13 protein-coding genes are annotated in these 12,970 nt (G+C 42.2%); 5 read left to right on the top strand and 8 right to left on the bottom strand.

Annotated elements, in window-relative coordinates:
- The first annotated feature begins 240 nt into the window (after positions 1–240).
- Positions 241–3,147, top strand: a complete 2,907-nt coding sequence (rapA, locus tag HNW13_RS17235; protein WP_192114157.1) for an RNA polymerase-associated protein RapA — start codon at positions 241–243, stop codon at positions 3,145–3,147.
- A 129-nt stretch (positions 3,148–3,276) separates the two neighbouring features.
- Positions 3,277–4,152, top strand: coding sequence for an alpha/beta hydrolase family protein (locus HNW13_RS17230; protein ID WP_243756324.1), 876 nt, complete (start codon positions 3,277–3,279; stop codon positions 4,150–4,152).
- Positions 4,153–4,203: 51 nt separating this feature from the next.
- On the opposite strand, the gene HNW13_RS17225 is transcribed toward HNW13_RS17230, so the two are convergent.
- Positions 4,204–5,010, bottom strand: coding sequence for a crotonase/enoyl-CoA hydratase family protein (locus HNW13_RS17225; protein WP_182743089.1), 807 nt, complete (start codon positions 5,008–5,010; stop codon positions 4,204–4,206).
- A 434-nt stretch (positions 5,011–5,444) separates the two neighbouring features.
- Here HNW13_RS17225 and HNW13_RS17220 point away from each other — a divergent pair, with 434 nt between their 5' ends.
- Positions 5,445–6,440 (top strand): response regulator, encoded by a 996-nt coding sequence (locus HNW13_RS17220; protein WP_101085144.1) that lies wholly within the window; start codon positions 5,445–5,447, stop codon positions 6,438–6,440.
- A gap of 15 nt (positions 6,441–6,455) precedes the next feature.
- Positions 6,456–7,412: a sensor domain-containing diguanylate cyclase gene (locus HNW13_RS17215; RefSeq protein ID WP_162023916.1), complete on the top strand. Its 957-nt coding sequence runs from the start codon at positions 6,456–6,458 to the stop codon at positions 7,410–7,412.
- A gap of 83 nt (positions 7,413–7,495) precedes the next feature.
- Here the strand turns inward: HNW13_RS17215 and rraB are convergent, their stop codons facing one another.
- The 6 genes from rraB to HNW13_RS17185 form a co-directional block, all read right to left on the bottom strand.
- A complete protein-coding gene (rraB, locus tag HNW13_RS17210) occupies positions 7,496–7,921 on the bottom strand; it encodes a ribonuclease E inhibitor RraB (RefSeq protein WP_162023917.1) in 426 nt (141 codons plus the stop codon).
- Positions 7,922–8,022: 101 nt separating this feature from the next.
- Positions 8,023–8,757, bottom strand: coding sequence for a 1-acylglycerol-3-phosphate O-acyltransferase (locus HNW13_RS17205; RefSeq protein ID WP_101085141.1), 735 nt, complete (start codon positions 8,755–8,757; stop codon positions 8,023–8,025).
- A gap of 162 nt (positions 8,758–8,919) precedes the next feature.
- Positions 8,920–9,705, bottom strand: coding sequence for a metal ABC transporter permease (locus HNW13_RS17200; protein ID WP_162023918.1), 786 nt, complete (start codon positions 9,703–9,705; stop codon positions 8,920–8,922).
- 4 nt (positions 9,706–9,709) lie between these two features.
- The gene (locus HNW13_RS17195) at positions 9,710–10,615 is read right to left on the bottom strand and encodes a zinc ABC transporter substrate-binding protein (RefSeq protein ID WP_192114156.1); all 906 of its coding nucleotides are present in this window, start codon (positions 10,613–10,615) and stop codon (positions 9,710–9,712) included.
- Complete coding sequence (locus HNW13_RS17190) at positions 10,599–11,795, bottom strand: hypothetical protein (protein ID WP_182745172.1); 1,197 nt, start codon at positions 11,793–11,795, stop codon at positions 10,599–10,601. The genes HNW13_RS17195 and HNW13_RS17190 overlap by 17 nt, the downstream gene beginning before the upstream one ends.
- A gap of 87 nt (positions 11,796–11,882) precedes the next feature.
- Positions 11,883–12,173 carry an ABC-type zinc uptake system zinc chaperone gene (locus tag HNW13_RS17185; RefSeq protein ID WP_101085138.1) on the bottom strand — a complete coding sequence of 97 codons (291 nt, stop codon included), beginning with the start codon at positions 12,171–12,173 and terminating at the stop codon, positions 11,883–11,885.
- A gap of 253 nt (positions 12,174–12,426) precedes the next feature.
- On the opposite strand from HNW13_RS17185, the gene HNW13_RS23660 reads away from it, so the two are divergent.
- The gene (locus HNW13_RS23660) at positions 12,427–12,552 is read left to right on the top strand and encodes a hypothetical protein (RefSeq protein WP_259395501.1); all 126 of its coding nucleotides are present in this window, start codon (positions 12,427–12,429) and stop codon (positions 12,550–12,552) included.
- Positions 12,553–12,557: 5 nt separating this feature from the next.
- Here the strand turns inward: HNW13_RS23660 and HNW13_RS17180 are convergent, their stop codons facing one another.
- Positions 12,558–12,887, bottom strand: a complete 330-nt coding sequence (locus tag HNW13_RS17180; RefSeq protein WP_101085137.1) for a hypothetical protein — start codon at positions 12,885–12,887, stop codon at positions 12,558–12,560.
- Positions 12,888–12,970: the final 83 nt, after the last annotated feature.

Raw genomic sequence — 12,970 nt, 5'->3', positions numbered from 1 at the left:
GAAAACAGGTCATTGCCATGAGCAATGCTGCCTTAATAAAATATGTCACTTGTCGGGAAAAAACTCAATGTCATCATCATCGCCTTTGCTTCACACTATGACGTCAATGTGACGCTAACATGTCAAGATGGTGTAAAAATGAACATCTAAACGATAAATCAATGCTAAAATTTCAATCTGGATGGGTTTGGTTTAACATACGCCCCCTTTTTTGTTTCACGCAATAAATGAGAGTAAAAGATGCCGTTTGCCTTAGGTCAACGCTGGATAAGTGATACCGAGTCAGAACTCGGATTAGGAACAGTCGTTCAAGTTGAAGGCCGCATGGTTACGCTGCTATTCCCTGCCACTGGAGAAAACCGGATGTTTTCTCGCAGTGAAGCTCCCTTAACCCGAGTTATTTTTAACCCAGGTGACACTGTCGAAAGCGGTGAAGGTTGGAGTATCACCATTGAAGAGCTTGAAGAAAAAAACCAATTGGTGATTTATCATGGTATTCATAGCGAGACTCAAGAAAAAGTCAGTCTTCGTGAGACCATGCTAAGCCATAATATTCGCTTTAATAAACCACAAGATCGTTTATTCGCCGGACAAATTGACCGCCTAGAACGTTTTGGGGTGCGTTATCAATGTCAGTTATTGCGCCACAAATTAGCCAGCTCAGATTTACTCGGTCAACAAGGCCCACGCGTAGGCTTAATTGCACATCAGCAGTGGATTGCTCATGAAGTGGGTAGCCGTTACGCTCCACGCGTATTACTGGCCGATGAAGTCGGTTTAGGTAAAACCATTGAAGCTGGCTTAATTATTCATCAGCAATTACTCACTGGTCGTGCTGAACGTATTTTAGTCATAGTCCCGGACACACTTCGTCACCAGTGGTTAGTTGAAATGCTGCGCCGCTTTAATTTACGCTTTTCAGTATTTGATGAAGATCGATGCGTAGAAGCTTATGCCGATAATGACAATCCGTTTTATACCGAGCAGTTAATTATTTGTTCACTTGATTTACTGCGCAAGAAAAAGCGTCTTGAACAAGCTGTAGACGCTGATTGGGACTTAATGGTTGTCGATGAAGCTCACCATTTAGAATGGTCAGAAGATGCCCCTAGTCGCGCTTATAAAATCGTCGAAGCGTTAAGTGAAGTGGTCCCTGGTGTATTACTCCTTACCGCGACCCCTGATCAACTCGGTCATCAAAGCCACTTTGCTCGTTTACGTTTGCTCGATCCAGATCGTTTTTATGATTACGATGCTTTCTTAGCTGAAGAAGCAAGCTACAAAGATGTGGCAGAAGCAGCTGAAGCATTAAGTCAGGATAAAAAATTACCCGACAGTGCCATTAACAGCTTAACTGAGTTGCTTAGCGAGAAAGACATCGAGCCAAGCATTCGTTTGATCCAGTCAAAAGATGTTGATGCAGAATCACAGCAAGCAGCACGTCAAGAATTGCTCCAAGAATTGCTCGACCGCCATGGCACTGGCCGCGTACTTTATCGTAACAGTCGCGCATCAGTAAAAGGCTTTCCAAAGCGTATATTTAATGCTTATCCATATGAGATGCCTGCGCAGTACGTGACCGCTGAACGCGTTAACGCCATGATGGGCAGTGCCAAGCAGCCACTGGCTAAAGCAGCACAAGCATTAAGCCCTGAGAAGCTTTACCAGGCCTTTGAAAATGACAGTGCCAGCTGGTGGAAGTTTGATCCACGGGTAGATTGGTTAATTGAGTTCCTAAAATCGCATCGCAGTAAAAAAGTACTGATTATTGCTAGCCAGGCTGAAACTGCATTAAGCCTTGAAGAAGCGCTGCGAACCCGCGAAGGTATTCAAGCTACGGTATTCCATGAAGATATGTCGATTATCGAACGCGATAAAGCCGGCGCTTACTTTGCTCAAGAAGACGGCGGCGCCCAAGCATTAATTTGTTCTGAAATTGGTTCCGAAGGCCGTAACTTCCAGTTTGCTAGCCATTTGATTTTGTTTGATTTGCCGCTCAATCCTGATTTGTTAGAGCAACGTATTGGCCGCTTAGATCGTATTGGGCAACAAAACGATATCCAAATTCATTTGCCTTACTTGCGCGATACCGCTCAAGAAAGATTGATGCGTTGGTATCATCAAGGATTAAATGCATTCGAACTCACCTGCCCGAGCGGTCATGTGTTGTTTAACGAATTTGCCGATGAACTCATTAACGTACTTTGCGACGATGATGAAGATCAGATGACTCAATTGCTGAATCACACCCAGCATCGTTATAAAGAGCTTAAACAGGCAATGGAGCAAGGCCGCGATAAATTGCTAGAGATAAACTCTCACGGTGGCGAGCGTGCCAATGCATTAATTAAGCGTTTATCAGACAGCGATAACGATACTCATCTCATCGGTTCGGTCATTCGTTTATGGGATATTATTGGTGTCGATCAAGAAGATCGCGGTGAAAACTCAATCATTTTACGCCCGAGTGAGCACATGATGTTCCCTACTTATCCTGGGCTGAATGAAGACGGTATTACGGTGACGTTTGATCGTGAAACCGCTTTGTCTCGTGATGACATTGCATTTATCACCCAAGAGCATCCTTTAGTACAAACCGGCTTAGATTTAATCACCGGCTCAGAAACGGGCACCACCAGTGTGGCAATTCTAAAGAATAAAGCGCTTCCCGCGGGGACGCTGTTTTTAGAATTAATTTACATGGCTGATGCCTCTGCCCCAAAATCGACTCAGTTATACCGTTATTTACCACCGACACCTATCCGGGTGTTATTGGATAAAAATGGTCTTAATATGGCAGATAAAGTGGACTATGCCAGTTTTGACAAACAGCTAAGTGCGGTAAACCGTCACATCGCTAGCAAGCTTGTTAATGCCTCACAGCCTATTTTACATCCGTTATTGGCCAAAGGTGAAGAGTATGCAAAAGAGTCGCTTAAGCAGCTAGTAGTGAATGCTCGCGCTAAAATGACTCAACAACTCACAGGCGAGCTGGAAAGACTTGAAGCCCTAAAAGCCGTAAATCCGAACATTCGTGAAGACGAGCTAGAATATATTCGTAATCAAATGACCGAGATAACGGGCTACATGGATAACAGTCAATTACAGCTTGATGCAATACGTATGGTACTTGTCAGCCACGTATAACGGCTAACTAGCATTAAATAATGTTGTATAAATCATGTCGTGTAACCAATGCCCTGTATATCAGGGCATTGTTTTTATTCGCGGTTATACATTAAGCTAACCGCATTATGGTGTTATTCGCTCGAGGTTATGGTGCAACTAGGACAATTTAGTCGGTTATTAATCGTAACGATAAGCATATTACTGGCAGCGCCTGGCGCAAAGGCACAGCAACCTTACGGCTACTTACCTACCGATGAAATCAAATTTATCACTATTGACGGTAAACAAACTGAAGTGCTTGTAAGGTCTTGGCAGAGTAAAAAACACTTTGGTTCAGCGATGATTATTGCTGCGTCGGACACCGATGCTGATGCTGCCGGCTTAGCCAGCTACTTACGAACCAATATTAATGCCCGCGGTTGGGCAAGTATTAGCTTAACCCCAGCAAAAGGGCTATATCGGCCTAACTATGCAACAAAACCAGAAGAAATCACTAAAGCAGGCACCGAACAACTGCAATTAACCAGCAATAAAAGTATCCCAAAGTATGAGTCGTCTCAATTGCTTGAATTACGTAACTTTCAGCAAAGTAATCTCAATGAAGCCCTGAACCAATTAACCTCAACCACCAGTTTATTTCCTGGCGGCAAGATTCTAATTGTTATTGATGACACGGCCGGCATGGTCACGAATCTGCTTTATGACAAAAAAATTCCCATCCCTGATGTGCTAGTCATCGTCAACGCTTATCGCGAATTTGAGTATTTAATTGATCCGCAAAGTCAGCGTAAATCGATCGCCGAACAATTAGTCACCATGTCGATCCCGATCCTTGATATTCAATCCGCCGATGCACATCCGAATTCAATTGAACAAGCACCTACCCGCCTCAACTACAATCAAGTGAAACCTGCTAAGTATTATCGCCAATACCAAATGAGCTTGGACTTAAGCAGCCCGAGTGGCTGGGAAGAAGCCCTCGATCAAATAGAAGGCTTTTCCAGAACCGTTATCGGAAGATAGTAAATTCAGCGTAGCCATGACTAAAAATAGAGCATTAGCGAAAACAGATTATTACCACCAAGATTGACGAGAACGATAGGCTTTATCAGGATTTTTAGTTTGTCTAATCGCAGCAATCACGCGGTTTTTACCCAGCAACAACCTTATTTGGCTTAGTGATTCTCGAGCTAATAGGCTGCGCACTGAAGCGGTCCAACTTTGATTGATGCTGCGTTTAATCGCAGCATTAGCATCCGGGGAAGTGCGGATGATTTTTTGGGCTAATAACGTGGCACACTCATAAGCGTTATCACTTATTTGAGTCACCAAGCCTAGCTCAAGCGCTTGCTCGGCAGTTAAAATATCCGCGGTATAGGTCAACATCAACGCTTTGTCTTTGGGCATAATTTGCCTTAATGCCACCAAACCAGCCATATCTGGCACAAGTCCCCACTTTGCTTCCATTATCGACAACTTACAACTTGGCGTCGCAATACGAATGTCAGCACCCAATGCAATTTGAGTCCCACCGCCGTAGCAACAACCTTCTAGAACCGCAATAACAGGAACAGGCAAACGCTGCCATCCCAACGACACACGTTGGGCTAAATTTGCATTACCAGGCAACCACTTGAATAAAAGCTTTAATGCACTTGTAGGTGAACTCGCGACACTTTTCACATCCAAGCCTGAACAAAAGTTACCTTCAGCACCCGATAAAATCACCGCATTAACTCGTTTATCGCCACGGAGTTGTTTAATTACGTTATCAATCGCAGTAAACATTTCAACATTAAGCGCATTAATTTTACTGGGTCTATTTAAGCAAACATGGGCAATGCCATTATCTACCGTCAACTTAATCAACTCTCTTTCCATGAAACACCCTGTTACTGGTCAGTCCAGTTTTTAGACTAACATATCTGGACTATCTGGCGAATAGTAATAACATGACAAATAATCGGCACTGGTCAAAATATTGCCACACGTTATTTTGAACAAAATTTCATTGAGTGTTAGCCTTATATATTATCAATATAAGCATAACCATCTAATCTTCATGTTTTTACATAACATGTAACACCTGATTGATATGACATTGATGACTTTGTGGCAACGGCCACATAAATGTTACAAACTTAATTAAATGTTAAAACTAAGTTATCAATATTGTAAGCAAATAAGTATAATGATCTAACGAACAAAAAATCGCTGTAAATAGTCTTATAATAATAACTATCCGCCTCGCACCACTCGCAGTTGCATTAACGAGTTTTTTTCCCCTAAAGGCGAAATAAGGAAGACCAGCAACAATGACCATTCCAATATTAATATGCGACGATTCTGCGCTCGCCAGAAAACAAATGGCAAGAACTCTCCCCAAAGATTGGGACGTTGAAATTAGCTACGCCACCAATGGCGCTGAAGGCCTTGAAGTTATTCGCGCAGGTAAAGGTGAGATTGTGTTTCTCGATCTCAACATGCCAGTCATGGATGGTTACGAAGTACTTCAAGCGGTACAACAACAAGATTTACCGGCACTGATTATTGTGGTGTCAGGTGATATTCAAATTAAGGCTCATGAACGAGTCAAAGCATTAGGTGCCCTCGACTTTATTCAAAAACCCGTTAGTGCAGAGGCTATTAGCCATATTCTGCAAGAGTACGGTATTTTGACTCTTACCCAGGGTAATAAAGCTGAAGAAACGCCAATGATGAAAGTTGACATGCGTGATGCATGTCAAGAAATAGCCAACGTCGCCATGGGCAGAGCCGCTGACTTGCTCGCTAAGCTTCTGGATGTATTTGTACTACTGCCTATTCCTAACGTTAATGTGCTTGAAGTCAGCGAATTAACGATGGCCTTAAAAGCCACCGAACGAAACTCAACAGTCTCTGGGCTTTGCCAAGGATTTATTGGTGCAGGTATCGCAGGTGAAGCGTTATTACTGTTCCATGATTCTAGTTTTGAAGATATGGCCAAGTTAATGGGATTAGAAAATCCAAATGATATTGGTACTGAAATAGAAGTAATGATGGACACTGGTAATGTGCTCATTGGCGCTTTTTTAAATGGTATTTCTGAACAACTCGACATGAAATTCAGTCAGACCCATCCAGTAGTGCTTGGCAGACACTGCAGTGTCAACGAGCTCATTCACGACAACTCTGACAAATGGCAGCGCACTCTCGCGATGGAAATTAACTATCGAATAGAAGATTACAATATTGAATGTGATCTTCTGCTGCTATTTACTGAAGACTCTATTCCTACGCTGAACTACAAACTTGGCTATTTACTCGACTAATGTTGGATACTTTTTATGTCAAATGATCAAAGTGCGATGAACGAACTCCACTGGCTAATCGATATGGTGCAAACCATTGAGGTTGGTTTAGTTGTGCTCGATCGCGACTATAACATCCAACTTTGGAACGGTTTTATGGAAAACCACAGCGGTGTCTCACCCAATTCCATTAAAGGTAGTAATCTATTTGAAAAGTTTCCCGACTTACCCGCCACGTGGCTAAAACATAAAATGGAGTCGGTTTTTTTACTTAAAAATCGCACCTTTATTAGTTGGGAACAGCGTCCATACGTATTTCAGTTTAAAAACTATCGTCCAGTGACTGGCCGAGCCGATTTTATGTACCAAAATATTACCTTACTGCCATTAGCTTCGTTAACAGGGCAAATCACTCATATCAGCATTATTATCTATGATGTGACCGATATTGCGGTTAATAAACTGCAACTTAAAGCCGCTAATGAGCAACTTGAACAACTCAGTCAAACCGATGGTTTAACCCTTTTGCATAACCGTCGCCATTGGCAAAGTTGCATGGAAAAAGAATTCGATCGTTATTCACGCTATGGCGATGCGGCATCATTGGTGATGATTGATATTGATAATTTCAAGCGCATTAACGATGAATATGGTCACCCTGCCGGTGATAAAGTGATCCAACATATTGCCTATTTGTTAAAGCAAGCATTGCGTGACACTGACTGTGCTGGCCGATATGGCGGAGAAGAGTTTGGAGTGGTGCTATCTAAGACAACCGCAGAAGAAGCTCTCAACTTTACCGAACGATTAAGAAAGCGCATTGAAGCATCGGAAGTCGCATTCGAAAACCGCCTCATTAGAGTCACGGTGAGTCTGGGCATTAACGATTTAGATTCTGAAATAGATAATAGCTCAACCTGGTTATCGGGTGCAGATAAAGCCTTATATGTCGCTAAGCAAGAAGGCCGTAACAAAAGCATCATCCATAAATAAGCGCCTAGCAAACTTTTTGGTTATCCATAAAAAAACGCCCATCTTTGATGAGCGTTTTTTTATGGAATTAGACCATCGATTTATTAGTGAAATGTACCATCTTCATCTTCATAGTCTTCTTCGTCATCTTCGTCTTCTTCATCGCCTTCAACTTCATCACCGACAAAAAAAGTACCCCAACCGTCGTAGTCTACTTTTTGCTTGCCCGCAACGAGAATCAACTGTTCACATGCTTTATCCAGCAAAGGCACTTCTAGCTTATGCTTGGCAATAGCGTCAAAACAGAAAATAATCGAGCCATCTTCAAGTTCCATTTCTTCGGCATCATTCACTTCAAAACCAAGCTTAAATGCATCAACAGCGGCTTTTTCTAAACGATCAAAATTAGTCGCCGAAAAATGATGTTCAATTGTATATTCCGCATCAGGCTCTGAACCATCAGCAAGTAAGGCATCAACAATTTCAAGATTCTCAGCAAATTGCTCTTTTAACTGACGCTCAACAGACATGGATTACTCCGTAAATAGGACTCGTAAAAATGTTAATCAATTATACCCAAACTGACACAAGTTGCGAGCTTATGACGGATGTTTGACGACCAATAACATGGTTAAGCTTTGGCTTGCTGCATTAATGCTTCTGCTTCTTTGTTTAATTCAACTAAACGCGCCGACATAACTTGATGCACCTTAGCGTTTAACGCTTTAACATCATTCTTATCTAAGCCCGCAGTTGCTATCGGCTCCTGCATTTCTACAATCACCACACCGTTGTTCCAACGATTAAGGTTAATATGATTCTGACAAGAAGCTAATACTGGCACTATTGGCGCTTGAGCAGCGACTGCAGTATGGAATGCACCCACTTTAAAAGGTAATAATCCACGACCGCGTGAACGAGTCCCTTCAGGGAATATCCACACTGATAATAGTTTATTTTTCATTTTATCTACCGTTTTAGCCATAGTATCGAATGCACTATGACGATTGTTACGATCGATAAGGATATTGCCTGATAGCCAATATATTTGCCCAAATAAGGGTACCCACACCAAGCTCTTTTTACCTAAGCTGACAGTCCCTTTAGGCACAACTGACGTATGAGTAAATAAATCAAAATTATTTTGATGATTGGCTAAATAAATACACGGTTGCGATGTTGCACTGACTGGATGAGCACGTCTAATGACCTTAATGCCTAATACCGGTGCAACCGAACCAAAAAAACGGGCAACCAAATGTACATTGTCGCGATGCATTGGCCGCACAAGGCAAATAACAACTGAAAATATAAAGGCTAAAAATAACAGCACAACGAGAATGATTGAACGAGCGATAAGCAGCACAGCATACTCCTGCAATAAAATTGGCGTCAGTATAACGATGCTAGTCTAGGGACTCAACGTTTTGTTTACATATGTACGCTGAAATACTCTGCCCCTGTGATCTGGGGCAGAGTAACTTAGCTTATATGACAGAAGCTTATATGGCAGCTAGATGGCAGATAATTATTTAGCAGGTTGATGCACTGATGTTGGTGAACGTAGTTTAAGTAACATTCTAAACAACAATGCACTTAATGCTAATGTCGCAACAATAGCGGCACCACTGGGTAAGTCATAGCGAGCAGACAACAGTAGCCCAGCAATATAACCCACTATGCCTACGCCATAAGCCCACACTAACTTGGTTTTACCTTGATACTTATTTAATGCCAAAGCCGGTAAAATAAGCGTGCTAAACACTAAATACACGCCTACTAACTCCACCGACAAAGTAATCACTAATGCAAATAAAAAGTAAAAACCTGCACCATCTAATATCCGTGGTTTAGCGATGATCACCCCAAGAATACCTGCAGAGACCACTGCAGGTAATGCTAACTGAGACCAACTCACCCACAATATTTGACCCGACATTAACTGTTTTAATAATTCAGCACCGTGAGGGTCATTGGCTAACAATAACATTGCCGCCACCGCACTGAGCACATAAAAACAACCAATAAAAGCCTCGAGTTCACCGACTAAGTGTTTTGCCATCCAAGCGATAACTCCAGCACCGGCTAATGCAAACAACGCTGGCATCCAAACATGAGCAAACGGTAACGCTTCTACTCGATGATCTATGTGCGATACGATTGCCCCCAATGCAGCGACCTGAGCGATAGCCAAATCAATGAAGATAATGCCACGCTTAAGCACTTGTTGACCTAACAACACATGAGTTGATAACACTAATAGCCCTGCCACTAACGCAGGCAACAAAATAGACAGTAGCTCGACATCAAACATAGTGTTATTTCACTCCATTTAATAACGTCAGCAAACTATCATATAGACTGATTAAGTCTTTGCTTTCATCGTTACCACCTACCGACATCGGTAACACCAATACCGGCAGATTTGCGCGTTCACCTAACCATTTAGCACCTCGTTCATCTTGATATGAAGCGACGATTACCGCCATTACATCGCCTTTTTCAGCACGAGTAAGTAATGAGGCTAAATGGCTGCTGGTGGGTGCTAAGCCGGGTTTAGGCTCAAGATCTGCCACTTGCTCTATTCCAGTCCAATTAAATAAATAACGGAAGCTCGAATGATAAGCGATGACCTTTTTGCCGGCTAAGTTTTTAGCTTGCTCTTGCCACTGCGGTATTTTAGCCTGCCAACGTTGGCTAAAGTCGCTCAACGACTGGGCATACTGACTGGCATTTTCTGGATCAACTTCAGTAAGCTTAGCGCTCAAGGTTTGCGCAACGGTCAACATCCGCAAGGGATCTAAATGCAAATGAGGATTTCCCTTTGCATGCACATCACCCATTGAACGATCTACTTGAGTTAACTTATCCAAGGTATCAATTTGGTCTGCTGCAAAAAACAAGCCTTTATCTGTTGAGTTAACCTGAGGATTAGCAGACTTCATTTGTAACATTGGCAACCAACCAATTTCTAAATCGGCCCCTGCACACACTACCAAATCAGCTTGGCGCATTTTAGCAATCAAGCTTGGTCTTGCTTGTACTTGATGTGGATCTTGCATCGCTGTGGTGGCCGAATACACCCTCGCATCGGGCGCTAAAGTTTGCGCTAATGCGGCATATTCAGGTTCACATGCAAACACGTTCAGTTCCGCTTTAGCTGTCGCGGTAAACAGCAGCGACATTGAAGCCACTGCTAAAAGCAATTTAGAATTGATGCGCACCGTGAGCTCCTAATGACATGACATATTGTAAAGTAAAGATATTATCATCTTCGAAACCATCGAAATTAGTTCCAGTCTGATGAGTGTATTGCAAACGCACGGTCGAAAAATGACTGCTATGCCAAGCAAGACTGACTTCAGACTCTTTTAATTTCTGTGGGTCGAGGTGATCTTCATGGATTTCATTAGTATCAATTTGACCGTAACGAATCCCAGCAGACCAACTTGGTGAAAATTGATACACACTACTCACGTACCAACCTTGATGATAGTCATCAGTACTAACGTCCTCATGATCTGCCTCAAGAATATGTCCAGGCTCCATACCAAAAATGTCAGTGACTCTAAAATATTCGCCACTCACGGTTAAGTTTTGATATTTGTAATTACCATTAGGTGCCCACTTATAAACAAAGTCAGCTATGTAGGTATTTTCACCAGTATAAGATGCACTATGGCTGTGTTCAGTGTGTCCTTCCTCATCAACCACTTCATCTTCATGCTCCTCTTCGGCATAAGCTTGACCATTCTGATTGCGCAAATAGCTCAACCCTAGTTGCCAAGAACTCTCGATACCAATGTCACCACCAATCTTGGTTAATGCGGTATACACGCCAACATCATCAAAATCACGCTCTCCGTGCTCATCTGTCGCACGTAAACTTTCACCTTTAAACGCTTCAACGCCCATGGTCCAGTAGAGATCTGTTGGGGCCACATAATTTAAACGAATACCATCATCAAAATAATGACCACCTAAAAATGCACGATAGGCCGCTGGACGTTCTGAAAATGCATCGGTATGTAAATGTTGATTATTTAAATAACCAATATCCGATAAAAATCGACCCGCACGAACCGATAAACCGTAAGGCATCGCTAATGTTTGGATAAAGGCTTCTTCTAAATTAAGCTCTGTTTCACCGTCATGAGACTCAACAACTGCGGTCACTTTACCGTAAAACATTTCATCAATATTGGCACTTAATGCCAACTCAGTTTCGCCTAAACCAAAACCTTCAGCACGCTCAGCTAATGGCCGGTCGCCCGTTTGGTAATAACCATCGAGCACCGCACTAATACTAGGATTAGTTAAACTAGAATCTTCTGCCATTGCAGAATACGAACTCACAGCACAAGCCAGTGCCAATAACGAAACACGTGTGTTTAACGCAGACATAATATCTCCAAAATACAACAAGTAGCCGCCTATCTGGGTTTAGAATAAACCGACAGATAACGGAAAATAAATCATTACAATGTTGGACTAACGAGATACAGGTGGGGCACGACTTTGATAGTAGGCTTGGAATACGCTAAGTAAAAAAGGCAGCGTATAGTGTTGGCGTTCGAACGTTTGCTTAGAAACAGCAAAAACTAAATTGGAAGAGTGAAGCGTTTTATTAAGCTGATGCTGATGGAAACACAAGGTACAATGATTTTGTACGCCGTCATCAAGATGTTTAACTGAGTGTGCAGACGCAGCAACAGACAACACAATCAAAATGGCACTGAGCCAGATTGCGATAGTTTGTCTTATTTTGATGCGGGAACTCACCAGCACAACTCCATCAGGTTAATAAAAGTGAGCGTTAGTGTAAAAGACCGTAGCTGAAAAGCAACCCTTAGATTGTGACAATTCATGACAACCCATTCACAACGACGCTCATTAGCAACTAATATTAACCACTACCAATAACAACTACCAATAACAACTAATAGGTGACTAAGTCGTTATTTTTAAGATAGCCTTAAGCTATGACCCATACCATAACGAATGTGTAAAACATCATCATTACAGGACAAACACCATGGCACAATTTATTAAAGAAAACATTGGCATCATTTTAGTCATGATCATTGTTGGGGTTGTCGTGTTAGGCGGGATTTACTATGTTGAAGCATCACTAGAAAGCCAAGTTATTGAAGTTAATTAACAAGCTTATTTCGCACTAGTCTCTGCACTAGGATCATTTTCAGGTGCTTCAATCAGCTGTAAATGGTCCATAATATGCGACAAACCAACCATAATAACGGCCAAAATAATCAATGGAGTAGTGATAACGGTTACACCCTCAACAAAATAACCTACTGCAGCAGCAACAACCCCACCATAGAAACCTACTATTTTAACAACTGACAAATATTTATTATGCCCAAGCCATGCAGCACAATGAGGGCATTGAACTTCTACGGACAAACCTTTCCCGCGACTGTCTTTCACCTTCGCAATTGAAAAAGATTTATAGCAATGAGCACATTGCAGCGACATGATAATTTCCTCAGTTCAATAATGGCGGCAGTGTAACAAATTAACCAACCAATTACTGTACTTGGCTCCTATAGGATTTTTCC

Origin of the sequence: Shewanella sp. BF02_Schw, assembly GCF_014596695.2 — a bacterium.
Lineage (GTDB): Bacteria > Pseudomonadota > Gammaproteobacteria > Enterobacterales > Shewanellaceae > Shewanella.
The sequence above is the reverse complement of the archived record's forward strand: the minus strand, read 5'-3'. Positions and strand labels throughout refer to the sequence as shown.

Excerpts from the sequence above, each read along its gene's own strand:
- rapA (WP_192114157.1), top strand. The coding sequence starts at position 241 with ATGCCGTTTGCCTTAGGTCAACGCTGGATAAGTGATACCGAGTCAGAA.
- HNW13_RS17230 (WP_243756324.1), top strand. The coding sequence starts at position 3,277 with ATGGTGCAACTAGGACAATTTAGTCGGTTATTAATCGTAACGATAAGC.
- HNW13_RS17225 (WP_182743089.1), bottom strand. The coding sequence starts at position 5,010 with ATGGAAAGAGAGTTGATTAAGTTGACGGTAGATAATGGCATTGCCCAT.
- HNW13_RS17220 (WP_101085144.1), top strand. The coding sequence starts at position 5,445 with ATGACCATTCCAATATTAATATGCGACGATTCTGCGCTCGCCAGAAAA.
- HNW13_RS17215 (WP_162023916.1), top strand. The coding sequence starts at position 6,456 with ATGTCAAATGATCAAAGTGCGATGAACGAACTCCACTGGCTAATCGAT.
- rraB (WP_162023917.1), bottom strand. The coding sequence starts at position 7,921 with ATGTCTGTTGAGCGTCAGTTAAAAGAGCAATTTGCTGAGAATCTTGAA.
- HNW13_RS17200 (WP_162023918.1), bottom strand. The coding sequence starts at position 9,705 with ATGTTTGATGTCGAGCTACTGTCTATTTTGTTGCCTGCGTTAGTGGCA.
- HNW13_RS17190 (WP_182745172.1), bottom strand. The coding sequence starts at position 11,795 with ATGTCTGCGTTAAACACACGTGTTTCGTTATTGGCACTGGCTTGTGCT.
- HNW13_RS23660 (WP_259395501.1), top strand. The coding sequence starts at position 12,427 with ATGGCACAATTTATTAAAGAAAACATTGGCATCATTTTAGTCATGATC.
- HNW13_RS17180 (WP_101085137.1), bottom strand. The coding sequence starts at position 12,887 with ATGTCGCTGCAATGTGCTCATTGCTATAAATCTTTTTCAATTGCGAAG.